This is a genomic window from Paraburkholderia hospita (genome assembly GCF_002902965.1).
GTDB classification, from domain to species: Bacteria; Pseudomonadota; Gammaproteobacteria; order Burkholderiales; family Burkholderiaceae; genus Paraburkholderia; species Paraburkholderia hospita.
In genome coordinates this window covers 3,610,812-3,634,139 of sequence record NZ_CP026105.1, presented here as the reverse complement: position 1 = coordinate 3,634,139, position 23,328 = coordinate 3,610,812, and the positions used below count along the sequence as shown (strand labels likewise).

Here is a 23,328-nt window from a genome sequence, read left to right as displayed (position 1 = left end):
ATGGACATCCAGATCAACCAGAAGCCGCTGTCGCTGCCCGAAGGCGCGACTGTCGCCGACGCGCTCAGCGCGTACGGCGCGCGGCCGCCGTTCGCCGTCGCGCTGAATGGCAATTTCGTCGCGCGTGGCCAGCATGCGGCGCGCGCGTTGCAGGCGGGCGACAAGCTCGACGTCGTGCATCCCGTCGCGGGCGGCTGAGGCCGAAGTAATAGCTAAAGCCAGCCCACGCGACGCAAGCCACTGACAAGGAATCACACATGAACTCACACGCGAACGCACCCGCCGACGCGCTCACGCTTTACGGCGAAACTTTCCAGAGCCGCGTGCTGCTGGGCACGTCGCGCTATCCGTCGCTGCAGTCGCTGTCGGATTCGATCGCGGCGTCGAAGCCGGGCATGGTGACGGTCGCGCTGCGCCGGCAGATGAGCGAGGGCGGCGCGGAAGCCGGCTTCTTCGATCTGCTCAAGCGTCACGGCGTGCCGCTCCTGCCGAACACGGCCGGCTGCCAGACGGTGAGCGAGGCGGTCACGACGGCGCACATGGCGCGCGAAGTCTTCGACACCGACTGGATCAAGCTCGAACTGATCGGCGACGACTACACGCTGCAGCCCGACCCCGTCGGCCTGATCGAAGCGGCTGCGCAACTGGTGAAGGACGGCTTCAAGGTACTGCCGTATTGCACGGAAGATCTCGTGATCGGCAGGCGTCTGCTCGACGCGGGCTGCGAAGCGCTGATGCCGTGGGGCGCGCCCATCGGCACGGGCAAGGGCGTCGTGAATCCATACGGCTTGCGCGTGCTGCGCGAGCGTTTGCCCGACGTGCCGCTGATCGTCGACGCGGGCCTCGGCGTGCCGTCGCATGCCTGCCAGGTGATGGAATGGGGCTTCGACGGCGTGCTGCTGAACACGGCCGTCTCGCAGGCCACGCACCCGGAGACGATGGCACGCGCCTTTGCAATGGGCGTCGAAGCCGGCCGCGAGGCTTATCTGGCCGGCCCGATGGCCGAACGTGAAACTGCCCACGCGAGCACGCCCGTCGTCGGCATGCCGTTCTGGCATCAGGATGGGAGCGCTGCGGCATGACGGAGACTCTGAAACTCGCGGGCCGCGACCTGTTCTGGCCGCCCGCCGACGAACTCACGGAACCGGCCGAACGTATCCGCGCGCGCCTCGGCGACTGGCCGCCGACGCACGTCAACTGGCGCATCTGCCTGACAGCGCCCGACGAAGCGAATGGCGGCGATCTGATCGTCTTCACCGACCTGAAGCAAAGCAGCGAGCAGCATGTCGAGCAGATCGCGCGCTGGCAGACGCAGGGCGCGGGCGTGATCGAGGCAGCGGCGGGCCGCGCAGTGCTGCATCTGGGCGGCGTGCGCTATCAGCTGGACGGGCATCTCGCGGAAGACTGGATTGCCGCGCTCGCGGCGTTTCTCGATTGCGGGTTCGATCCGCACGATGCGCTGGTGCTTGCGCTCGCGTGGCGCGACGGCGACGAGACGAAATCCGACGATGCGTGGCCGTGTGACATCTCGCGCTTCCCGCGCGTCGCCGGTTTGCCGGACGCGCCTGCGCAAGCTTTTGCCACATGTCCGGACGCACTCGGCATCTATGCCGTGCTGCCGACGGCGGAATGGGTCGAGCGCGTAGCCGGCTTCGGTGTGAAGACGCTGCAGCTGCGTCGCAAGACGGCGGAGCCGGACGAGCTGAAGCGGGAAATCGCGCGCTCGGTCGCCGCGGGCCGCGAGCATGACGCGTGCATTTTCATCAACGATCACTGGCAGGCGGCCATCGACGCAGGCGCCTATGGCGTCCACCTCGGCCAGGAAGACGTGCATACGGCGGATCTGCAAGCTTTGTCGAAGGCAGGTGTGCGCCTCGGCCTGTCGACGCACGGTTACTACGAAATGCTGACGGCGCTGCACTTCCGTCCGAGCTACATCGCGCTTGGCGCCGTGTTCCCGACCACGACGAAAGTGATGCCGACCGCGCCGCAAGGTCTGGCAAGGCTCGCGCGCTACGTGAAACTTCTGGAAGGCGTCGTGCCGCTCGTCGCGATTGGCGGGATTAACGGGGATGTGCTGCCGCAGGTGCTCGCTACGGGCGTGAAAAGCGCGGCCGTCGTGCGCGCGATCACGGAAGCAAACGATCCCGCGTCAGCCGCTGTGGCGTTACAAAAGGCGTTTTTGCAACAAAAAGTTTAGAAAAGTTAAATCGTTAGCGTCGTCAAGGCAGGGTTTGCACGAAGGCCCTATAATTCGGCCTTCCGTGTAAAAGGACTGTCAGTTACGTGCCTTCCTCTTCCGAGACCCTCCTTGAACTGCGCGACGTCGACTTCGGCTACGGCGAGCGGCTCGTCCTGTCGAACCTGAATCTGCGCTTCAAACGCGGCCAGGTGGTCGCGGTCATGGGCGGCTCGGGGTGCGGCAAGACGACCGTGCTGCGGCTGATCGGCGGCCTCGTGCGTGCGCAGCGCGGCCAGGTGCTGTTCCACGGGCAGGACATCGGCACGCAGACGCGTGAAGGCCTGTACGAGCTGCGTCGCAAGATGGGCATGCTGTTCCAGTTCGGTGCGCTTTTCACCGACATGTCGGTGTTCGAAAACGTCGCCTTCGCCCTGCGCGAGCACACCGATCTCCCCGAAGAACTGATCCGCGACCTCGTGTTGATGAAGCTCAACGCGGTCGGGTTGCGTGGCGCACGCGACCTCGCGCCGTCGGAGATTTCGGGCGGCATGGCCCGCCGCGTGGCGCTCGCCCGAGCCATCGCGCTCGATCCCGAACTGATGATGTACGACGAGCCGTTCGCCGGCCTCGACCCCATTTCGCTCGGCATCACGGCCAACCTGATTCGTGCGCTCAACACGGCGCTCGGCGCGACGTCGATCCTCGTCACGCACGACGTGCCCGAGTCGTTCGCGATCGCCGATTACGTCTACTTCCTCGCCAATGGCGGCGTCCTCGCCGAAGGCACGCCGGCGGAGCTGCGCGCGTCGACGGACCCGACGGTGCGCCAGTTCATCGATGGCACGCCCGACGGCCCCTTCAAATTTCACTATCCGAGCAGCACGCCGCTCGCGGCGGATTTCGGCATCGGCGGAGGCCGCGCATGATCAGCTTCATCGGCCGTTCCGTCATCTGCGGGCTCGGGCAGACGGGCTATGCGACGCGCATGTTCGTGCGTCTCGTGCTCGAATTCTTCCCGCTGCTGCGCCGTCCGCGTCTTGTCACGAAGCAGATCCACTTCGTCGGTAACTATTCGCTGGTGATCATCGCGGTGTCGGGGCTGTTCGTCGGCTTCGTGCTCGGGTTGCAGGGTTACTACACGCTCAACCGCTACGGCTCCGAACAGGCGCTCGGCCTGCTGGTCGCGCTGTCGCTGGTGCGCGAACTCGGGCCTGTCGTGACGGCGTTGCTGTTCGCCGGGCGCGCGGGCACGTCGCTCACGGCCGAAATCGGCCTGATGAAGGCGGGCGAGCAACTGACGGCGATGGAAATGATGGCCGTCGATCCCTTGAAAGTGGTCGTCGCGCCGCGCCTGTGGGCGGGCATCATTTCGATGCCGATTCTCGCGGCGATTTTCAGCGCGGTGGGCGTGCTCGGCGGCTACGTGGTGGGCGTGCTGATGATCGGCGTCGACGCCGGCGCGTTCTGGTCGCAGATGCAGGGCGGTGTCGATGCGTATCGCGACGTCGGCAACGGCGTGATCAAGAGCATCGTGTTCGGCTTCGCGGTGACGTTCATCGCGCTCTACCAGGGCTACGAAGCGAAGCCCACGCCGGAAGGCGTGTCGCGCGCGACGACCAAGACAGTCGTCTACGCGTCGCTGGCCGTGCTCGGTCTCGATTTCCTGCTGACCGCGCTGATGTTCAGCTAGGCGGTGGCGAGACAACCTTCGCGCGGTGCGCCGCGCAGCGCTCGCACCGCAGCGGCATAGATTCTCTTTGGGATGACGATGAAAAAAACTGCTCTCGATTTCTGGGTAGGTCTGTTCGTGGTGCTCGGCTTCATCGCGTTGCTGTTCCTCGCGCTGAAGGCGGGCAACATGAGCTCGCTGTCGTTTCAGGCGACGTACCCGGTCAAGCTGAAGTTCGACAATATCGGTGGCCTCAAGGTCCGCGCGCCCGTGAAGAGCGCGGGCGTGACGGTGGGCCGCGTCGAATCGATCGGCTTCGACAGCAATTCGTATCAGGCGCTCGTGACGCTCGATCTCGACAAGCAATATCAGTTTCCGAAAGACACGTCCGCGAAGATTCTGACGTCGGGCCTGTTGGGTGAGCAGTACATCGGTCTTGAGCCGGGTGGCGACAGCGAAATGCTGAAAGCCGGCGACACGATCACGATGACCCAATCGGCTATCGTCCTGGAGAATCTGATCGGACAGTTCCTGTATAGCAAGGCAGCGGATTCGGGCGCTGCCAAACCCGGTGCATCTGCTGCGGCGCCTGCGCCGGCAGACCCGGCTCCTGCAGCTTCGGCTGCAGCCGCTTCGGGTGCATCCGGCCAATAAGGAGAACAACAATGAACACGACACGCTTACGTGTCGCGGGGATCACGCTGGCGGTGGCAGTGCTGGCGGGTTGCGCAACCGTTCAGAATCCGACGAAGGAAGATCCGATCGAGGGCTTCAACCGTACGGTCTTCACGTTCAACGACACGCTCGACAAGTACGCGTTGAAGCCGGTCGCGAAGGGCTACGTGTTTGTCACGCCGCAACCGGTGCGTGACAGCGTCACGAACTTCTTCTCGAACATCGGCGACGTGTACATCGCGGCGAACAACCTGCTGCAGCTGAAGATCGCCGATGGCGTATCGGACATCATGCGTATCGTGATCAACACGATCTTCGGTGTCGGCGGCCTGTTCGACGTCGCGACGCTCGCGAAGCTGCCGAAGCACGACAACGACCTCGGCCTGACGCTCGGTCACTATGGCGTGCCGCCTGGTCCGTATCTGGTGCTGCCGCTGTTCGGGCCGAGCACGGTGCGCGACGGCGTGGGCATGGTGGGCAACTACTTCATCAATCCGCTCACGTACGTGCAGCCGGACAGCGTGAGCTGGGCGCTCTACGGTCTGAACGTGGTCAACACGCGCGCGAACCTGCTGAACGCAAGCGACGTGCTCGAAGGCGCCGCGCTCGACAAATACTCGTTCGTGCGTAACGCGTATCTGCAGCGCCGCCGCTATCTGCTGACGGGCGGCAATGCGTCGGCGGGGCTGCCGGACTACGGCAGCGAAGCACCGCTGCCGAAGTACGAGGACGTCGACGGCGGCGCGGCAACTGCGCCCGCACCCACGCCGGCTTCGGCGCCGGAGGCGGCTTCGGGTGCGTCTTCGAACGATGCAGCGGGTGCCGCGCAGCCGGCGTCGGGCACCGATGCGCCGCCGACCGTCCCCGGTGGCCAGATCGTGCCGCCGGCGCACTTCGGCTACCCGTCGCTGAAGCTGCGCTGAGGCATAACAAATGCGAGCGGCGTATCCGTCTGTCGTAACACTCGGATACGATTCTCGCAGTTTGGGCGTGGATGGCGGCTGAACTCGCGTGATATCGTCGCCTCCAACCCAAGCTTATTTTTTTTGCAGGACTGGAAATGAAAAAATTCTTCTTCTTTATCCCGTTTATTGCAGCTCTCTTTGCATTCAGTGGCGCGGCGTCGGCGCAAGCCGTCGATAGCAGCAATCCTGACGTGTTGGTCAAGACCGTCACGCAGCAGGTGATCGACGCCGTGCGCGCCGACAAGACGATCCAGAGCGGTAACATCGGCGCCGTCACGAAGCTCGTGAACGAGAAGATTCTTCCGTACACGGACTTCCGCCGCACGACGCAACTCGCGATGGGCCGCAACTGGCGCACGGCGACGCCGGAGCAGCAGAACGCGGTCGTCGAGCAGTTCAAGACGCTGCTGATCCGTACGTATTCTGGTGCGCTGGCTCAGGTGAAGGACCAGGAAATCCAGTACAAGCCGTTCCGCGCGAGCCCGGAAGACACCGACGTGGTGGTCCGCTCGGTCGTGATGAACAACGGCTCGCCCGTCGAACTCGACTACCGTCTGTACAAGACGCCGCAAGGCTGGCGCGTGTATGACCTGAACGTGCTCGGCGCATGGCTGATCCAGGCGTACCAGCAGCAGTTCAACGAGCAGATCCAGAAGAGCGGTGTCGACGGTCTGATCCAGTTCCTGACGGCACGCAACCAGCAACTCGCGAACGGCAAACAGTCGTGAACAACTTTGTCAGCACGCCGGTGAGCACGCCCGTCAACGCGTTCGAAACCGGCAGCACCCTGACCCACGCGAGCGCGAATGCCGCGCTCGCGGCGGGTCTCGCGCGCATCGGCAGCGGCGCGACGGCGGTCGACTGCGCGGCACTCACGCAATTCGATTCGTCGGCGCTGGCCGTACTGCTCGCATGGCAACGCGCGGCGAGCGCGCGCGGCACGCCGCTCGTCGTCGTCAACCTCCCTGCGGGGCTGTCCAGTCTCGCGCAAGCCTACGGCGTCGATACCCTCATCACCGTACGACATTGACGCTCACGCGTCAGTGAGCTTCGCGCCGCGTTTCACCCTTTGCGCTGGCTCTCGTTCTCCCAAGGCAAGTCGGGCGGTTCGACTTTTGCCCTATAATCAAACGTTTTTTGGCGCCTGGCCATTCCATCCCGCATCGCGGAAACGGCCGTAGAGGTTGCAGCAGCAGCGCAAGCGGTCTATTGCACCCGGCCCCAATTTCGTTCCCCCATGCATTCGCGCCCTTGCCGGGCGATCTATCAGGCGCTGTCCACTTTGACGGCGCACAGTCATGTCAGCGATTGAAATTCGTAACGTCAGGAAGCGCTACAAGGATCTGCAAGCGCTCAAAGGCGTCAGCTTCACCGTCGAACAAGGCGAATTCTTCGGGCTGCTCGGTCCGAACGGCGCCGGCAAGACGACGCTCATCAGCATCCTCGCCGGCCTCGCCCGCGCCGATGAAGGCAGCATCACGGTTCACGGCCACCACGTCGTCGACGACTTCCGTCTCGCGCGCCGCGCGCTCGGCGTCGTGCCGCAGGAACTCGTGTTCGATCCGTTCTTCACCGTGCGCGAGACGCTGCGCATCCAGTCGGGCTACTTCGGCCTGCGCAAGAACGACGACTGGATCGACGAAGTGATGGTCAATCTCGATCTCACCGAAAAAGCCGACGCGAACATGCGTGCGCTGTCGGGCGGGATGAAGCGTCGCGTGCTGGTCGCGCAGGCGCTCGTCCACCGGCCGCCCGTGATCGTGCTCGACGAGCCGACGGCGGGCGTCGACGTCGAACTGCGCCAGACGCTGTGGAAATTCATCTCGCGCCTGAATCGCGAAGGGCACACGATCGTGCTGACCACGCACTATCTGGAAGAAGCCGAATCGCTGTGCGACCGCATTGCGATGCTACGGCGCGGTGAAGTCGTCGCATTGGAGCGCACCAGCACGCTGCTCGAACGTTTCGCGGGCACGCAACTGTTCATCCGTTTCGCGCAGGGCGTGCTGCCCGCCGAATTGCGGGTGCTCGAAGTCGATCCTACCAATGTCAACGGACGTCAGCATCTGCTGCGTCTGTCGAGCTACGACGACGTGGAACGCATCCTCGCGCAATGCCGCACGGCCGGTTGCACGTTCGATGAAATCGAGGTCCGCAAGGCCGACCTCGAAGACGTGTTCATGCAGGTGATGAACGGGCCGGAAGTGGTCGAGGGGTTGGCATGAACGGTTTCCGTACTCTGTTCTACAAGGAATTGCTGCGCTTCTGGAAGGTCGCGTTCCAGACAGTGCTCGCACCGGTTATCACCGCATTGCTGTACCTGACGATCTTCGGCCACGCGCTGCGCGATCACGTGCAGGTCTATCCGGGCGTGCTGTACACGAGCTTCCTCGTGCCGGGCCTCGTGATGATGAGCGTGCTGCAGAATGCGTTCGCGAACAGTTCGTCGTCGCTGATTCAGTCGAAGATCACGGGCAATCTCGTGTTCGTGCTGCTGCCGCCGCTGTCGCACTGGGAGATGTATGGCGCGTATGTGCTCGCGGCCGTCGTGCGCGGGTTGAGCGTCGGGCTGGGCGTGTTCATCGTCACGGTCTGGTTCATCCCGATGAGCTTCAGCGCGCCGCTTTATATCATCGCGTTCGCGGTGCTCGGTTCGGCGATTCTCGGCACGCTCGGTTTGATCGCGGGCATCTGGGCCGAGAAGTTCGACCAGCTCGCCGCGTTCCAGAATTTTCTGATCATGCCGCTCACGTTTCTGTCGGGCGTGTTCTACTCGACGCATACGCTGCCGCCCGTGTGGCGCGAAATCTCGCGGCTGAATCCATTTTTCTACATGATCGACGGCTTTCGTTATGGCTTCTTCGGTATGTCGGATATCAATCCGATGTGGAGCCTGGCGATCGTCAGCGGTTTCTTCGTCGTGCTGGCCGTGCTGGCGATGCGCATGCTCGCGTCCGGCTTCAAGCTGCGTCACTGACTGGACCATTAACAGGAGCACTCATGCTACCCACTCCCGAACAGGTCAAGAATTACATCGCGGCGGGCCTTCCTTGCGAGCATCTCGAAGTGGAAGGCGACGGCCAACATTTCTTCGCGACCATCGTGTCGCCGAATTTCGAAGGCAAGCGTCTGATTCAACGGCATCAACTCGTGTATGCGGCGCTCGGCGACCGGATGCGCGAAGAGATCCACGCGCTCAGCATGAAAACGCTGACGCCCACCGAATGGCAAAGCGCCTGACTCGCGTATAGACATTACGCGGAAAAACCTGCTGTCTGTCGGAGGACGGCGCTCAATAACCTGGCTGCAAGAGCGGAAAAACAAGCTGCACAATAAGCTTTAGACGTGGCTGCAAATTAGCTGGAACATTAGTGCGACTTACACAAGAGAATCGCGACGCCGCAAACGGCGCCGCAGCAACCGCCCACAACAAGACGCCCGCAGGCGGACGGGCAGATCAGGAACAAACAGGCATGGACAAACTCGTGATTGAAGGCGGGCAGAAGCTCGCTGGTGAGATCGTTGTTTCGGGTGCGAAGAACGCGGCGCTGCCGATCCTTTGCGCAGGCTTGTTGAGCGCGGAGCCCGTTCATCTCGAGAACGTGCCCGATCTGCAGGACGTGCGCACGACGCTCAAGCTGCTCGGCCAGATGGGCGTTCGCACGGAAAGCAGCGACGGCCGCGTGATGCTCGACGCGTCGAAGGTCGACAATCTGGTCGCGCCGTACGAACTCGTGAAGACGATGCGCGCGTCGATTCTGGTGCTCGGCCCGCTCGTCGCGCGCTTCGGCGAAGCGAAGGTGTCGCTGCCCGGCGGCTGCGCGATCGGCGCACGTCCCGTCGATCAGCACATCAAGGGCCTGCAGGCGATGGGTGCCGAGATCAACATCGAGCACGGCTTCATCGAAGCGCGCGCGAAGCGTCTGAAGGGCGCGCGCATCATCACCGACATGATCACCGTCACGGGCACCGAAAACCTGCTGATGGCGGCCGTGCTCGCGGAAGGCGAGACGGTCATCGAAAACGCCGCGCGCGAGCCGGAAGTCGGCGATCTGGCGAATCTGCTGGTCGCGATGGGCGCGAAGATCGACGGCATCGGTACCGACCGTCTCGTGATTCAAGGCGTCGACAAGCTGCACGGCGCCAAACACACGGTCGTGCCAGATCGTATCGAAGCGGGCACGTTCCTGTGCGCGGTCGCGGCGGCGGGCGGCGACGTCACGTTGCGCCATGTGCGTCCGCAGATTCTCGAAGCCGTGACGGACAAGCTGCGCGAAGCAGGCGTGACGATCGAAGAAGGCGACGACTGGATGCGTGTTCGCATGAACCAGCGTCCGAAGGCCGTGTCGTTCCGCACGTCCGAATACCCGGCATTCCCGACCGACATGCAGGCGCAGTTCATGGCGCTCAACACGCTGGCTGAAGGCACGTCGCAAGTGGTCGAAACGATCTTCGAAAACCGCTTCATGCACGTGCAGGAACTGAACCGTCTCGGCGCGAACATCACGATCGACGGCAAGACGGCGCTCGTCAACGGCGTCGAGAAGCTGTCGGGCGCGAAGGTGATGGCAACCGACCTGCGCGCGTCGGCGAGTCTCGTGATCGCCGGTCTTTGTGCGGACGGCGAAACGCTGATCGACCGCATCTATCACCTGGACCGCGGCTACGACCGGATGGAATCGAAACTCACGGCAGTCGGCGCGAAGGTGCGCCGCATCAAGGGTAATCAGGCATGAGCGAACTGCCGCAAACGTCGACGTCGCCGGCGGTGGGCAAGCCGGTGACGCTCGCGCTGTCGAAGGGCCGCATCTTCGATGAAACGCTGCCGCTGCTCGCGGCAGCGGGCATCGAAGTGACGGAAGACCCGGAAACGTCGCGCAAGCTGATTCTGCCGACCACCGATCCGAACCTGCGCGTCATCATCGTGCGCGCCACCGACGTGCCGACGTACGTCGAGTACGGTGCTGCCGATTTCGGCGTCGCAGGCAAGGACGTGCTGATCGAGCACGGCGGCGGCGGTTTGTATCAGCCGATCGATCTGGATATCGCGCGCTGCCGGATGTCGGTGGCAGTTGCCGCCGGTTTCGACTACGCAAATGCGGTGCGCCAGGGCGCGCGTCTGCGCGTCGCCACGAAGTATGTGGAAGTGGCGCGCGAGCACTTCGCCGCCAAGGGCGTGCATGTCGACCTGATCAAGCTGTATGGATCGATGGAACTCGCGCCGCTGGTGGGCCTGGCCGACGCGATCGTCGACCTGGTCAGCTCGGGCGGGACGCTGCGCGCCAACAATCTTGTCGAGGTCGAAGAGATCATGCAGATCTCGTCGCGCCTCGTTGTGAACCAGGCGGCGCTGAAGCTGAAGCGCGCCGCGCTGGCGCCCATTCTCAACGCGTTCGAGCGCGCGTCGCAACGCACCGGCGCAACGGCCTGACGCAAAGGTCACAGCCGGGTCTGACTCGCGCGCCTTACCGAAACGGATACCAGCATGTCTATCAAGATTCGCAAACTCGATTCCAGCACTGAGAATTTCCAGAAGTCGCTGCATGCGGTGCTCGCGTTCGAAGCGAGCGAAGACGAAGCGATCGAACGCTCGGTCGCGCAGATTCTGGCCGACGTGAAGGCGCGTGGCGATGCCGCCGTGCTCGACTATACGAATCGTTTCGACCGTCTGAGCGCGAAGGATGTCGGCGCGCTCGAACTGCCGATGTCGGAGCTGGAAGCGGCGCTCGAAGGCCTGTTGCCGAAGCGCCGCGCGGCGCTCGAAGCGGCGGCGGCGCGCGTGCGCGGCTATCACGAGAAGCAGAAGATCGAATGCGGCAGCCATAGCTGGCAGTACACGGAAGCCGACGGCACTGTGCTCGGCCAGAAAGTGACGCCGCTCGACCGCGCGGGCATCTATGTGCCGGGCGGCAAGGCGGCGTATCCGTCGTCGGTGCTGATGAACGCGATTCCGGCCCGCGTGGCCGGCGTGCGCGAAATCGTCATGGTCGTGCCGACGCCCGACGGCGTGAAGAATCCGCTCGTGCTGGCGGCGGCGCTGCTGGGCGGGGTCGATCGTGTGTTCACGATTGGCGGCGCGCAGGCGGTCGGCGCGCTCGCGTACGGCACGCAGACCATTCCCGCCGTCGACAAGATCTGCGGCCCCGGCAATGCGTATGTCGCGTCGGCGAAGCGCCGCGTGTTCGGCACGGTCGGCATCGACATGATCGCCGGTCCGTCGGAAATTCTTGTGCTATGCGACGGCACGACCGATCCGCGCTGGGTCGCGATGGACCTGTTCTCGCAGGCCGAGCACGACGAACTCGCGCAATCCATTCTGCTGTGCCCGGACGAAGGTTTCATCGCGCGCGTCGAAGACGCCATCAACGAACTGCTGCCGACGATGCCCCGCCGCGACGTGATCCAGGCGTCGCTCGAAGGGCGCGGCGCGCTGATCAAGGTGCGCGACATGGAGCAGGCGTGCGCGATCGCCAACGACATCGCGCCGGAACACCTCGAAATTTCCGCGCTGGAGCCGCAGCAGTGGGCGCAGCAGATTCGCCATGCGGGTGCGATCTTCCTCGGCCGCTACACGAGCGAGAGCCTCGGCGACTACTGCGCGGGGCCAAATCACGTGCTGCCTACGTCGCGTACCGCACGTTTCTCGTCGCCGCTCGGCGTCTATGATTTCTTCAAGCGCTCCAGCCTGATCGAAGTGAGCGCGGACGGTGCGCAGACGCTCGGTGAAATTGCCGCTGAGCTTGCGTATGGCGAAGGCCTGCAGGCGCATGCACGCAGCGCCGAATACCGGATGAAGAACACAGGCTGACCTTGCGGCGAGCCGCCTTTTCACGCGGGCAACGCACGCGCTGAATTCGAGACGGCTCCGTTTTCACGAAGACAGAGAACTCAACCCGGGGCGGCTGCGAGCCGCCCCTATTGCGCTGTCGCCTGCCAGAAGGCGGGCGCGCCCCACGCCATGACGACACCTCAAGACATCATTCGCCGCGACGTGCTCGCGATGACGAGCTACCCCGTTGCCGATGCGACGGGCCTCGTGAAGCTCGATGCAATGGAGAATCCGTTCCCGCTGCCGGACGCGCTGGCCGCGCAACTCGGCGAGCATCTGGCGGCCGTCGCGCTGAACCGCTATCCGGCGCCGCGTCCGCAGGCGCTCATCGAGAAGCTCAAGCGCGTGATGAACGTGCCGGCGAACTGCGAGGTGCTGCTCGGCAACGGCTCGGACGAACTGATCAGCATCATCTCCGTGGCGTGCGCGACGCCGGGCGCAAAGGTGCTGGCGCCCGTGCCGGGCTTCGTGATGTACGCGATGTCGGCGAAGCTCGCGGGCATGGAGTTCGTCGGCGTGCCGCTGAACGCCGACTTCACGCTCGACGTGGAGGCGATGCTCGCCGCCATCGCTGAACACCGGCCTGCCGTGATCTACCTCGCGTTTCCGAACAACCCGACGGGCACGCTGTTCGATACGGCCGACATGCAGCGCATCGTCGCTGCGGCGAGCGGAAGCCTCGTCGTGATCGACGAAGCGTATCAACCGTTCGCGCAAGAGAGCTGGATGCCGCGCGCGGGAGACTTTGACAATGTCGTCGTGATGCGTACTGTGTCGAAGCTGGGACTCGCGGGCATCCGCCTCGGCTACATGGCGGGCCGCACGGAATGGATCAACGAATTCGACAAGGTGCGTCCGCCGTACAACGTCAACGTGCTGACGCAGGCGACGGCGGATTTCCTGCTCGATCATATCGACGTGCTCGACGCGCAGGCCGCGCAACTGCGCGACGAACGCACGAAGTTGGCTCAATTGGTCGCCGCGCTGCCGGGTGCTGAAGTGTTCCCGAGCGCGGGCAATTTCCTGCTGGTGCGCGTGCCCGATGCATCGGCGACGTTCGAAACCCTTCTTACTTCGCGGGTTTTGATCAAAAACGTGAGTAAAATGCATCCATTGCTCGCGAATTGCGTGCGTTTGACGGTCGGTTCGCCGGAAGAAAACGCTCAAATGCTCGCCGCGCTGAAACTCGTGCTGAACTGAAGTCAGCACGTTCACAACCCCACTTTTTCAAAGTCAGATTCGAGGAATTGCCATGCGCCTTGCGGAAGTCGTTCGCAACACCAGCGAAACGCAGATCCGTGTGAAGATCAACCTGGACGGCACCGGTCAGCAGAAGCTGGCCACGGGCGTGCCGTTCCTCGATCACATGCTCGACCAGATTGCCCGCCACGGGCTGATCGATCTGGACATCGAGTCGCATGGCGATACGCATATCGACGACCACCATACCGTCGAAGACGTCGGCATTACGCTGGGCCAGGCTGTTGCGAAGGCCGTCGGCGACAAGAAGGGCATTCGCCGCTACGGTCATTCGTACGTGCCGCTCGATGAAGCGCTGTCGCGCGTCGTGATCGATTTTTCCGGCCGGCCGGGCCTCGAATTCCACGTACCGTTCACGCGTGCGCGTATCGGCACGTTCGACGTCGATCTCTCCATCGAATTTTTCCGCGGCTTCGTCAATCATGCGGGTGTCACGCTGCATATCGACAACCTGCGCGGCCTGAACGCGCATCATCAGATGGAAACGGTGTTCAAGGCGTTCGGCCGCGCGTTGCGCATGGCCGTCGAACTGGACGAGCGCGCGGCGGGGCAAATTCCGTCGACCAAGGGCAGTCTCTGAGCGACCAATAGCCACCCAAGCCACCCAAAGGACCGGTTGCGCGGCGCGCGGCCGGCTTGAGATGGACACCATCAAGTCGTTTATTTCGCTGCTGGCGTTGATCAACCCGGTCGGCGCGATACCGTTCTTTCTGAGCCTGACGTCGCAGCTGTCGCCCGCTGAACAGCGCCGCACGATCCGTGTCACGTCGATTTCGGTGTTCTGCGTGATTACGGTGAGCACGTTGCTCGGGCAGCAGATCATCCGCTTCTTCGGCATTTCGATCGGCGCGCTCGAAGTGGGCGGCGGCATCATCATGCTGCTGATGTCGATCAGCATGCTGAACGCGCAGGTCGGCAATGCACGCTCGACGCCGGAAGAGCGTCACGAGGCGGAGATGAAGGACAACATCGCCGTCGTGCCGCTGGCGATTCCGCTGCTGACGGGGCCGGGCTCTATCAGTACTGTCCTAGTCTATTCGGCCAGCTATCCTCATTGGTACGAGCGGATTACTCTGATTGGCATCGGCGCTGTGATTGCGGCGCTCTGTTTCGGATCGCTGAGTCTTGCTGAACCGATTGCCCGCTGGGTCGGTCGGACGGGAATCAACATCGGCACGCGGTTGATGGGTTTGATGTTGTCGGCGCTGGCGGTGGAGTTCATCGTCAACGGATTGAAGGCGTTGCTGCCTAACTTGAAATGAAAACTTCGATTGCGATTGTGGATTACGGAATGGGCAACCTGCGCTCGGTCGCCCAGGCGTTGAAGAAAGCCGCGCCGGAAGCGGACGTGGCGATCGTCGACAAGCCCGAAGCGATCCGCGCGGCGGACCGCGTGGTGCTGCCGGGCCAGGGCGCGATGCCCGACTGCATGCGCTCGCTCGGCGAATCCGGCTTGCAGGAAGCCGTCGTCGAAGCGTCGCGCAGCAAGCCGCTGATGGGCGTGTGCGTCGGCGAGCAGATGCTGTTCGACTGGAGCGCGGAAGGCGCTACGAAGGGCCTGGGCCTGTTGCCCGGCAAGGTGGTGCGCTTCGATCTGGAAGGCCAGCTGCAGGACGACGGCTCGCGCTTTAAGGTGCCGCAGATGGGCTGGAACCGTGTCCGTCAGACGCAGCCGCACCCGTTGTGGGACGGCGTCGCCGACAACGCGTTCTTCTACTTTGTGCACAGCTATTACGTCGTGCCGGAAATCGCCGCGCATACGTCGGGCGAAACCGTGTACGGCGTGCCCTTTACCTCGGCAGTGGCGCGGGATAACATTTTTGCGACCCAATTCCACCCGGAAAAGAGCGCCGACGCGGGCTTGCGCGTGTATCGCAACTTCGTGGACTGGAATCCCTGATCCCTGCCGTCAGCATCTTTAACCGTCCATGTTCTCCGTCCGTTCTCGCTGCCTCGCTCCGATGCACACGCATCGGACGACCGTTGGCAAGGTCGCCGAAAGACATGTACTAAACTAGCGGAACGGCCTGGCGCGGGCGGCAGCCTGATTTCCCGCCAGCCGATCTTCAACTTTTCTCCCTGACAACACCCGATTGCTATGCTGCTGATCCCCGCCATCGACCTGAAAGACGGTCAGTGTGTACGCCTCAAACAGGGCGATATGGACCAGGCGACGATTTTCCACGAGGAACCGGCGGTGATGGCCCGACATTGGGTCGACCGCGGCGCGCGGCGCCTGCACCTCGTCGACCTGAACGGCGCATTCGCCGGCAAGCCGAAGAACGAAGACGCGATTCGCGCGATCATCGAAGAAGTCGGCGGCGAGATTCCCGTGCAACTGGGCGGCGGCATCCGCGACCTGAACACGATCGAGCGCTATCTGGACGACGGCCTCGAGTACGTGATCATCGGCACGGCGGCCGTGAAGAACCCCGGCTTCCTGCTCGAAGCGTGCACGGCGTTCGGCGGGCATATCATCGTCGGCCTCGATGCGAAAGACGGCAAGGTCGCCACCGACGGCTGGAGCAAGCTGACGGGCCACGAAGTGGTGGACCTCGCGCGCAAGTTCGAGGACTACGGTTGCGAGTCGATCATCTACACGGACATCGGCCGCGACGGCATGCTTCAGGGCATCAACATCGAGGCGACGGTGCGCCTCGCGCGCGCGGTGAAGATTCCCGTGATCGCGAGCGGCGGCCTGTCGAACATGGGCGATATCGACGCGCTGTGCGAAGTGGAAGCCGAGGGGATCGAAGGCGTGATCTGCGGCCGCGCGATCTATTCGGGCGACCTGGACTTTGCCGCGGCGCAGACGCACGCGGACCGCTTGCGCGAATCGGACGACGCCTGAGCGCCGGGTCGTCTGCGCATCGTGCGCGCCTGAGGCATCGTTCACAGGCACGCAGAGCGTCCGGCATGCCGGCCTTGCGCCGTTCCCCGCGCTTTGAAGCACGGCGAGCGGCATCACCAGCGGTACTGGCAAGAACAGAGCAAGATCATGGCTTTAGCTAAACGCATCATTCCCTGTCTGGACGTCACGGCTGGCCGCGTGGTCAAGGGCGTCAACTTCGTCGAGTTGCGCGACGCGGGAGACCCCGTCGAAATCGCGCGTCGCTACGACGAGCAGGGCGCGGACGAACTCACGTTCCTCGATATCACCGCCACGTCAGACCAGCGCGACCTGATTCTACCGATCATCGAAGCGGTGGCTTCGCAGGTGTTCATTCCGCTGACCGTCGGCGGCGGCGTGCGCGCCGTCGAAGACGTGCGGCGTCTGCTGAACGCGGGCGCGGACAAGGTCAGCATGAATTCGTCGGCGGTGGCGAATCCGCAGCTCGTACGCGATTCGACCGATAAATACGGCTCGCAGTGCATCGTCGTCGCGATCGACGCGAAGCGCGTGTCGGCCGATGGCGAAACGCCGCGCTGGGAAGTCTTCACGCACGGCGGCCGCAAGAATACGGGCCTCGATGCCGTCCAATGGGCGCGCAAGATGGCCGAACTGGGTGCGGGCGAAATCCTGCTGACCAGCATGGACCGCGACGGCACGAAGAGCGGATTCGACATTGCACTGACGCGCGCCGTGTCGGACGCGGTGTCCATTCCCGTGATCGCGTCGGGCGGCGTCGGTTCGTTGCAGCATCTGGCCGACGGCATCAAGGACGGCCGCGCGGACGCCGTGCTGGCCGCGAGCATCTTCCACTATGGCGAGCACACGGTCGGCGAGTGCAAGCGCTTCATGGCCGATCAGGGCATTTCGGTGAGGTTGTAACGTGAATCCGTCTGAAGTCGGCTGGCTCGACAAAGTGAAGTGGGACGCGAACGGCCTCGTGCCCGTGATCGCGCAGGAAGCATCGACCAACGACGTGCTGATGTTCGCGTGGATGAACCGCGAAGCGCTGTCGAAGACGATCGAAACGGGCCGCGCCGTCTATTTTTCGCGCTCGCGCCAGCGCCTGTGGTTCAAGGGCGAAGAATCGGGCCACGTGCAGCGTGTGCATGAGGTGCGGCTCGATTGCGACGAAGACGTCGTGCTGCTGAAGGTCGAGCAGGTGTCGGGCATCGCCTGCCACACGGGCCGGCATTCGTGCTTTTTCCAGAAATTCGAAGGCTCGGTCGATGCCGGTAACTGGGTTGCCGTCGATCCCGTGCTGAAAGACCCCGAACACATCTACAAATGACGCAAAACACGCAATCGACGAACGATACGCTTCGGCGTCTCGCTGCCGTCATCGACAGCCGCAAGGGCGGCGATCCCGACGCTTCGTACGTGTCGCGCCTGTTCCACAAGGGCGACGACGCGGTGCTGAAGAAGATCGGCGAGGAAGCCACGGAAGTCGTGCTGGCCGCGAAGGACGTGCGCCTCGGCGCGGAGCGCAAGGCGCTCGTCGGTGAAGTAGCCGATCTATGGTTTCATTGCCTCGTGATGCTGTCGCACTTCGACCTGAATCCCGCCGACGTGCTCGCCGAACTCGAGCGTCGCGAAGGCTTGTCGGGCATCGAGGAAAAGGCATTGCGCAAGAGCCGCGATCGCGAGCAGAACGGCGACTGAGCCCGAGCAGGACATAGCCGCGCGCGCAAGCATGCGCGCGGCGAAACATAGCGACGAGACACGCAGCACCGGCACAGCAACAGTATCCATTCGCCCCTCCAGGAGGACGCAAGCATGGAACAGTCGCACGGCGGTTATCCGCCACCGTCGTATCAGAGCGCAGTCGAAATCGACCGGCAGCGCAGCCTGCGCACGCTGACGCACATCATCTACGCGCTCTACGCCGTGTACTGGCTGACGGGCGGCATCTCGGTGCTGATCGCGATCATCATCAACTACATCAAGCGGCCAGAGACTATCGGCACGCCATACGAAGCGCATTTCGAGTGGCAGATCCGCACGTTCTGGATGGGGCTGATCGGGCATCTGATCGGCGTTGCGCTGTTCATCGTGCTGATCGGCGTGCCTATCCTGTGGGCTGTTGCGATTTGGACGTTGTACCGTATCATCAAAGGCTGGCTGTATCTGTACGACAACAAGCCGCTGACGAACCCGCGCGGCTGGTTCTGAGCAGCGCATCTGGCGCGCGCCGCGTTCGCCGTCCACCGAGACCATGAGCCACGATCCGAACTGCCTTTTCTGCAAGATCGCCGCGGGCGAAATCCCGTCGACGAAAGTCCACGAAGACGACGAGTTCGTCGCGTTCCGCGACATCCGTCCGGCGGCCGAAACGCATGTGCTCGTGATACCTCGCAAGCACATCGAGACGCTGTCGAACTGTACCGAGAGCGATTCGGCCCTGCTTGGTAAAATGTTGATATTGGTTGCACGTCTCGCCGATCAGCTGGGCGTTGCGTACAAGGGCGGGCAGACGGGTTTCCGCACGGTCATCAATACGGGGCCCGGCGGGGGGCAGGAGGTTTATCACCTGCACGCGCATCTGCTGGCGGGACCGCGCCCGTGGTTGAGGATGGGCTGACGGCGGGTCAAACGCGCAGCGAAACAGGCGAGTTGGCGCACGTTCGGTACGGAGCCGATCGACAAAGATTCGCCGCATCCGCTTTTTGACTACGCACAATGGCGGGCCCGGTATTGCGACGTCGTGACTTTATGTAGGGATGTAACGACAGCGACTCGCAGACATGTTCATAATGGGACCGAGGGCGCTGACGCAATAAAGTGGCGTCGGCGGTAGTTTTGCAGACGGGGCGTGTTCGTGAAGCGTGCTTCGATTCAGGCCGCAAGGCGCATAGTTGCCGTCGCCAGGCACGACGGTGGGGGTTAAGGAGATTCTTATGGGTTCGTTGAGTATTTGGCATTGGCTGATCGTTCTGCTGATCGTCGCACTGGTGTTCGGCACGAAGAAGCTGCGCAATATCGGTACTGATCTGGGCGGCGCGGTGAAGGGCTTCAAGGAGGGCATGAAGGACGGCGAAACACCTGAAGGGCAGCAGCGCGACCAGCTCTCGCGCACGAACACCGTTGATGTCGACGCGAAGGAAAAGGCGCCGCATTCCGGCGATTCCCGCTAATCCGGCGCCAGCCGAAGCTTGCGCTGACACGCGCGCACTGACGGGAAGCCCTATCCATGCTGGACCTCGGTTTAACCAAGATGGCGTTGATCGGCGTGGTCGCGCTGGTCGTGCTCGGCCCTGAGCGCCTGCCGCGCGTGGCTCGCACGGCGGGCGCGCTGTTCGGCCGCGCGCAGCGCTATGTCAACGACGTGAAGGCCGAAGTCACGCGTGAGATCGAGCTCGACGAATTGCGTCGCATGAAGACCGAGTTCGAATCCGCGGCGCATAACGTCGAAAGCACGATTCACGACAACGTGCGCAAGCACGAAACGGAACTGAACGAAGCGTGGACGCAGGGCACGTCGGTGTCGCCGAGCATTGCGGGCGGCGCGACGGACAGCCTGATGACCGCGACCGACGGTTCCGCCGCGACAACGGACGGCACGTCCTGGCGCAGCACCGACGCCGCCGCGTCCAAACGCAAGAACTGGCGCGTGAAGCAGACGGCCACGCCGAACTGGTACAAGCGCGCAACGTTGCGGCGCACGCGCGTACAGTCGGGCGCCGCGCGCGTCGCACGGCATACGCCTGTCAGCATGCGTCGGCCGACACGTTTTTTCTGATCGTCCGATGTCCCGCGCATCAATCTCCTACCGAGGGCCGGCGTGAGCGACCCCCAAAATCAGAACGAAGGCACTGAAGAGACCTTCATCTCGCATCTCGTCGAACTGCGCGACCGCATCATCCGCGCGGGCATTTCGGTGATTGTCGTATTCGTCGGGCTCGTCTACTGGGCGCCCGACATCTTCCGGCTGCTCGCGCGTCCGCTGATGAACAATCTGCCGAAGGACGGCAAGATGATCGTCACCGACGTCACCGGCTCGTTCTTCGTACCGATGAAAGTGACGATGCTCGTCGCCTTCGTGATCGCGCTGCCGATCGTGCTGTACCAGATCTGGGCGTTCGTCGCGCCCGGCCTGTATCAGCACGAGAAGAAGCTGGTCGGTCCGCTCGTCGGCAGCAGCTATACGCTGTTTCTGTGCGGGATGGCGTTCGCGTATTTCGTCGTGTTTCCGACGATCTTCCGCGTGATGGCGCATTACAACGCGCCGCTCGGTGCGGAGATGACCACGGATATCGACAATTACCTGAGTTTCGTGCTGACGATGTTCCTCGCCTTCGGCGTGACGTTCGAAGTGCCGATCGTCGTCGTGTTGCTCGTACGCATGAACATACTGACGATCAAGAAGCTCAAGGAGATCCGGCCGTACGTGATCGTCGGCGCGTTCGTGATCTCTGCCGTGGTGACGCCGCCGGACGTGTTCTCGCAGCTGATTCTCGCGATCCCGCTGATCGTGCTGTACGAAGCGGGGATCATCGCGGCGCGGCTCTTTGTCAGCAAACCGGTCGCCAGGGCTGAAAACGAGGGCGGGGCGGCGAGCTGAACGAACGCCGAGGCGCGTCAAGAAAGCAAAAAAGGGCAGTGCTCCGTTGGAGACTGCCCTTTTTGTTTGACTTCGCTAACCGACCGGCCGACCGATTGATCGCTCAACCGCCATCGTCGTCATCGCCTTCGTCTGAAGGCTGTTTCGGTGGCGGCGGGCGCTTGCCGATCATCACGTTCAGATCCATTTCCTTGTTCTTGCGCACCAGATGCACCTTCGCGTCGGTGCCGGGCTTGATCTGCGCGATCACGTTCAGAAGGCGCGTGGTATCGGTGATGTCCTGGCCGTTGACCGACACCAGAATGTCGCCGGGCTTGATCCCCGCCTTGTCGGCGGGGCCGCCCTTGAGCACGCCCGCGACGATCGCGCCTGACTTCTGATCCAGCCCGAACGATTCCGCGATCTCCGGCGTCACGTCCTGCGGCTCGACGCCGATCCAGCCGCGCGTCACGGTGCCCGTCGTGATGATGCTTTCGAGCACGCTGCGCGCCGTCGAAACAGGAATCGCGAAACCGATACCGAGCGATCCGCCCGAGCGCGAGTAGATCGCCGTGTTGATGCCAAGCAGGTTACCGTTCACGTCGACGAGCGCGCCGCCCGAGTTGCCGGGATTGATCGGCGCGTCGGTCTGGATGAAGTTCTCGAACGTATTGATGCCGAGGTGATTGCGGCCAAGCGCGCTGACGATACCCATGGTCACCGTCTGCCCGACGCCGAACGGATTGCCGATCGCGAGCACCACATCGCCGACGCGAGTCTGGTCCATGCGGCCGAGCGTGATGGTCGGCAGATTCGTCATGTTGACCTTCAGCACGGCGAGATCGGTCTCGGGATCGACGCCGATCACCTTCGCGTTCGTGGTGCGTCCGTCGGCGAGCGCGATTTCGATCTGATCGGCGCCGTCCACGACGTGCTGGTTCGTTAGAATGTAACCTTCCGAACTCACGATAACGCCCGAGCCGAGATTGGCCGCGGGTTGCTCGTGCTGCTTTTTGTTCTTGTCGCCGAAGAAGTAGCGGAACAGCGGATCTTTCGCGCGCGGGTCGGGCGGAAGCGAGCCGTCCTTGCTGGAAAACACGTTGACGACGGCGGGCATCGCCTTTTGCGCCGCGTCCGCGTAGGAATTCTGGGCATTGCTGCCGCTACCGATTCCGGGTGCCACCTCTCGGAGCGCGACGATCGGCTCGGCCAGTTGCTTGCCGAACTGCCCTTGACGCTGCAGCCACTGCGGTTTGAGGGTCGCAATGATGAACATCAGCGCCAGCAGCACGGTCACCGCCTGGGCGAAGAACAGCCAAAAGCGTCTGAGCATCTGAAAATTAGAGGGTGATATGGATCGGATCGAACTCGAATTGTACTTGAACAATCTCCTTGAAACTTCGCGGTTCAAGGACTATTGCCCCAATGGTCTGCAGGTCGAAGGGCGGCGCAAGGTAGAGAAAATCGCGACGGGCGTGACAGCGTCGCTGGCCTTCCTGGAAGCCGCGCTGGAGTGGGGCGCGGACGCCGTGCTGGTCCATCACGGCTACTTCTGGCGCAACGAGGCGCCGCAGATCACCGGCCGCAAATATCAGCGGCTCAAGGCGCTGCTCGCAAATGACCTGAATCTGTTCGCTTTTCATCTGCCACTCGACGATCATCCTGTGTACGGCAACAACGCGCAGCTCGGCGCGAAGTTCGGTCTGATCGCCGACGGCCGTTTCGGCGAAAACGACATCGGCTGGATGAGCACGCTGCCCATGCCGATCACGCTCGCGCACTTCACCGCGGAGGTTGAGCAGACCCTCGGCCGCACGCCGCTCGTGTTCGGCGACCCTGACAAGAATTTGCGCCGCGTCGCGTGGTGCACGGGCGCGGCGCAGGGCTATTTCGACGCAGCGATCGACGCCGGGGCGGACGTCTATCTGACGGGGGAAATCTCCGAGCCGATCGTGCACACGGCGGCGGAAAGCGGTGTAGCGTTCATCTCGGCCGGTCATCACGCGACCGAGCGCTACGGGGTACAGGCGCTGGGCGCGCATCTGTCCGAGCAGTTCGAGCTGGAACACCTTTTTATTGATATTCATAATCCAGTTTGAATGCCGGCCGGATTAGGCGAAGAAAAGGATTGAAAAACGGAGGAAATGCTTAATAAAAGCCGTAAAAATGTTTGCGATCCGTGCGGGGAAACCCTGATTTATCAATGACTTCGCACGGTTTTTGGCAATCGGCCCTTGTAAATGCCGACTCCATTCGAGCAAACTAGCGGCGGTAGACCCGACGTGAAGGAAAAATCCAACTCAGAAGTGGGGCGTGTG

At 63.1% G+C, this 23,328-nt stretch carries 30 protein-coding genes; 29 read left to right on the top strand and 1 reads right to left on the bottom strand.

What is annotated here, in order from left to right; translation table 11 throughout:
* The 28 genes from thiS (at window position 1) to tatC (ending at window position 21,031) form a co-directional block, all read left to right on the top strand.
* On the top strand, window positions 1–198 hold the full coding sequence (gene thiS / locus C2L64_RS16500) for a sulfur carrier protein ThiS (protein WP_009771314.1): 198 nt from the start codon (window positions 1–3) through the stop codon (window positions 196–198).
* Between the two features lie 59 nt (window positions 199–257).
* Window positions 258–1,082, top strand: a complete 825-nt coding sequence (locus C2L64_RS16495) for a thiazole synthase (protein ID WP_035988932.1) — start codon at window positions 258–260, stop codon at window positions 1,080–1,082.
* Window positions 1,079–2,200, top strand: coding sequence for a thiamine phosphate synthase (gene thiE / locus C2L64_RS16490; RefSeq protein ID WP_090836712.1), 1,122 nt, complete (start codon window positions 1,079–1,081; stop codon window positions 2,198–2,200). The genes C2L64_RS16495 and thiE overlap by 4 nt, the downstream gene beginning before the upstream one ends.
* 86 nt (window positions 2,201–2,286) lie before the next feature.
* The gene (locus tag C2L64_RS16485) at window positions 2,287–3,108 is read left to right on the top strand and encodes an ABC transporter ATP-binding protein (RefSeq protein WP_090836714.1); all 822 of its coding nucleotides are present in this window, start codon (window positions 2,287–2,289) and stop codon (window positions 3,106–3,108) included.
* Window positions 3,105–3,872: a lipid asymmetry maintenance ABC transporter permease subunit MlaE gene (gene mlaE, locus C2L64_RS16480; RefSeq protein WP_007731856.1), complete on the top strand. Its 768-nt coding sequence runs from the start codon at window positions 3,105–3,107 to the stop codon at window positions 3,870–3,872. The genes C2L64_RS16485 and mlaE overlap by 4 nt, the downstream gene beginning before the upstream one ends.
* 78 nt (window positions 3,873–3,950) lie before the next feature.
* Window positions 3,951–4,505 carry an outer membrane lipid asymmetry maintenance protein MlaD gene (gene mlaD / locus C2L64_RS16475; protein WP_086909698.1) on the top strand — a complete coding sequence of 185 codons (555 nt, stop codon included), beginning with the start codon at window positions 3,951–3,953 and terminating at the stop codon, window positions 4,503–4,505.
* An 11-nt stretch (window positions 4,506–4,516) separates the two neighbouring features.
* On the top strand, window positions 4,517–5,449 hold the full coding sequence (locus C2L64_RS16470; protein ID WP_007731853.1) for an MlaA family lipoprotein: 933 nt from the start codon (window positions 4,517–4,519) through the stop codon (window positions 5,447–5,449).
* Between the two features lie 137 nt (window positions 5,450–5,586).
* On the top strand, window positions 5,587–6,219 hold the full coding sequence (locus C2L64_RS16465; RefSeq protein ID WP_007731852.1) for an MlaC/ttg2D family ABC transporter substrate-binding protein: 633 nt from the start codon (window positions 5,587–5,589) through the stop codon (window positions 6,217–6,219).
* Complete coding sequence (locus tag C2L64_RS16460; RefSeq protein WP_086909683.1) at window positions 6,216–6,521, top strand: STAS domain-containing protein; 306 nt, start codon at window positions 6,216–6,218, stop codon at window positions 6,519–6,521. The genes C2L64_RS16465 and C2L64_RS16460 overlap by 4 nt, the downstream gene beginning before the upstream one ends.
* 268 nt (window positions 6,522–6,789) lie before the next feature.
* A complete protein-coding gene (locus C2L64_RS16455) occupies window positions 6,790–7,716 on the top strand; it encodes an ABC transporter ATP-binding protein (protein ID WP_090836716.1) in 927 nt (308 codons plus the stop codon).
* Window positions 7,713–8,468, top strand: a complete 756-nt coding sequence (locus C2L64_RS16450) for an ABC transporter permease (RefSeq protein WP_086909681.1) — start codon at window positions 7,713–7,715, stop codon at window positions 8,466–8,468. The genes C2L64_RS16455 and C2L64_RS16450 overlap by 4 nt, the downstream gene beginning before the upstream one ends.
* A 23-nt stretch (window positions 8,469–8,491) precedes the next feature.
* The gene (locus C2L64_RS16445; protein ID WP_007731848.1) at window positions 8,492–8,731 is read left to right on the top strand and encodes a BolA family protein; all 240 of its coding nucleotides are present in this window, start codon (window positions 8,492–8,494) and stop codon (window positions 8,729–8,731) included.
* A 233-nt stretch (window positions 8,732–8,964) separates the two neighbouring features.
* The gene (gene murA / locus C2L64_RS16440) at window positions 8,965–10,227 is read left to right on the top strand and encodes a UDP-N-acetylglucosamine 1-carboxyvinyltransferase (RefSeq protein ID WP_167449581.1); all 1,263 of its coding nucleotides are present in this window, start codon (window positions 8,965–8,967) and stop codon (window positions 10,225–10,227) included.
* On the top strand, window positions 10,224–10,922 hold the full coding sequence (gene hisG, locus C2L64_RS16435; RefSeq protein ID WP_090836721.1) for an ATP phosphoribosyltransferase: 699 nt from the start codon (window positions 10,224–10,226) through the stop codon (window positions 10,920–10,922). Before murA ends, hisG begins: the two co-directional genes overlap by 4 nt.
* Window positions 10,923–10,976: 54 nt before the next feature.
* Window positions 10,977–12,299 (top strand): histidinol dehydrogenase, encoded by a 1,323-nt coding sequence (gene hisD / locus C2L64_RS16430; RefSeq protein ID WP_090836723.1) that lies wholly within the window; start codon window positions 10,977–10,979, stop codon window positions 12,297–12,299.
* Window positions 12,300–12,449: 150 nt separating this feature from the next.
* Window positions 12,450–13,520 carry a histidinol-phosphate transaminase gene (gene hisC, locus C2L64_RS16425; protein ID WP_090836726.1) on the top strand — a complete coding sequence of 357 codons (1,071 nt, stop codon included), beginning with the start codon at window positions 12,450–12,452 and terminating at the stop codon, window positions 13,518–13,520.
* 52 nt (window positions 13,521–13,572) lie between these two features.
* The gene (gene hisB, locus C2L64_RS16420; RefSeq protein ID WP_007731843.1) at window positions 13,573–14,160 is read left to right on the top strand and encodes an imidazoleglycerol-phosphate dehydratase HisB; all 588 of its coding nucleotides are present in this window, start codon (window positions 13,573–13,575) and stop codon (window positions 14,158–14,160) included.
* 61 nt (window positions 14,161–14,221) lie between these two features.
* Window positions 14,222–14,842: a MarC family protein gene (locus C2L64_RS16415; RefSeq protein ID WP_009771323.1), complete on the top strand. Its 621-nt coding sequence runs from the start codon at window positions 14,222–14,224 to the stop codon at window positions 14,840–14,842.
* Window positions 14,839–15,480, top strand: coding sequence for an imidazole glycerol phosphate synthase subunit HisH (hisH, locus tag C2L64_RS16410; RefSeq protein WP_090836728.1), 642 nt, complete (start codon window positions 14,839–14,841; stop codon window positions 15,478–15,480). The genes C2L64_RS16415 and hisH overlap by 4 nt, the downstream gene beginning before the upstream one ends.
* Before the next feature lie 198 nt (window positions 15,481–15,678).
* Window positions 15,679–16,431 (top strand): 1-(5-phosphoribosyl)-5-[(5-phosphoribosylamino)methylideneamino]imidazole-4-carboxamide isomerase, encoded by a 753-nt coding sequence (gene hisA / locus C2L64_RS16405; RefSeq protein WP_007731840.1) that lies wholly within the window; start codon window positions 15,679–15,681, stop codon window positions 16,429–16,431.
* A 147-nt stretch (window positions 16,432–16,578) separates the two neighbouring features.
* On the top strand, window positions 16,579–17,352 hold the full coding sequence (hisF, locus tag C2L64_RS16400) for an imidazole glycerol phosphate synthase subunit HisF (protein WP_007731839.1): 774 nt from the start codon (window positions 16,579–16,581) through the stop codon (window positions 17,350–17,352).
* 1 nt (window position 17,353) lies between these two features.
* Window positions 17,354–17,761, top strand: coding sequence for a phosphoribosyl-AMP cyclohydrolase (gene hisI, locus C2L64_RS16395; protein ID WP_007731838.1), 408 nt, complete (start codon window positions 17,354–17,356; stop codon window positions 17,759–17,761).
* Window positions 17,758–18,132, top strand: coding sequence for a phosphoribosyl-ATP diphosphatase (locus tag C2L64_RS16390; protein ID WP_007731837.1), 375 nt, complete (start codon window positions 17,758–17,760; stop codon window positions 18,130–18,132). Before hisI ends, C2L64_RS16390 begins: the two co-directional genes overlap by 4 nt.
* Window positions 18,133–18,246: 114 nt before the next feature.
* Window positions 18,247–18,642 (top strand): DUF4870 family protein, encoded by a 396-nt coding sequence (locus tag C2L64_RS16385; protein WP_007731836.1) that lies wholly within the window; start codon window positions 18,247–18,249, stop codon window positions 18,640–18,642.
* A 43-nt stretch (window positions 18,643–18,685) separates the two neighbouring features.
* A complete protein-coding gene (locus tag C2L64_RS16380) occupies window positions 18,686–19,051 on the top strand; it encodes a histidine triad nucleotide-binding protein (RefSeq protein ID WP_007731835.1) in 366 nt (121 codons plus the stop codon).
* A gap of 316 nt (window positions 19,052–19,367) precedes the next feature.
* Window positions 19,368–19,604, top strand: a complete 237-nt coding sequence (tatA, locus tag C2L64_RS16375) for a Sec-independent protein translocase subunit TatA (RefSeq protein WP_007731834.1) — start codon at window positions 19,368–19,370, stop codon at window positions 19,602–19,604.
* A 56-nt stretch (window positions 19,605–19,660) separates the two neighbouring features.
* Window positions 19,661–20,209, top strand: coding sequence for a Sec-independent protein translocase protein TatB (gene tatB, locus C2L64_RS16370; RefSeq protein ID WP_009771327.1), 549 nt, complete (start codon window positions 19,661–19,663; stop codon window positions 20,207–20,209).
* 42 nt (window positions 20,210–20,251) lie between these two features.
* Entirely contained in the window at window positions 20,252–21,031 is a 780-nt protein-coding gene (gene tatC, locus C2L64_RS16365; RefSeq protein ID WP_007731831.1) for a twin-arginine translocase subunit TatC, read from the top strand.
* A 103-nt stretch (window positions 21,032–21,134) separates the two neighbouring features.
* Here the strand turns inward: tatC and C2L64_RS16360 are convergent, their stop codons facing one another.
* The gene (locus C2L64_RS16360; RefSeq protein ID WP_086909675.1) at window positions 21,135–22,343 is read right to left on the bottom strand and encodes a Do family serine endopeptidase; all 1,209 of its coding nucleotides are present in this window, start codon (window positions 22,341–22,343) and stop codon (window positions 21,135–21,137) included.
* 19 nt (window positions 22,344–22,362) lie between these two features.
* Here C2L64_RS16360 and C2L64_RS16355 point away from each other — a divergent pair, with 19 nt between their 5' ends.
* Window positions 22,363–23,109, top strand: coding sequence for a Nif3-like dinuclear metal center hexameric protein (locus tag C2L64_RS16355; RefSeq protein WP_007731817.1), 747 nt, complete (start codon window positions 22,363–22,365; stop codon window positions 23,107–23,109).
* Window positions 23,110–23,328: the final 219 nt, after the last annotated feature.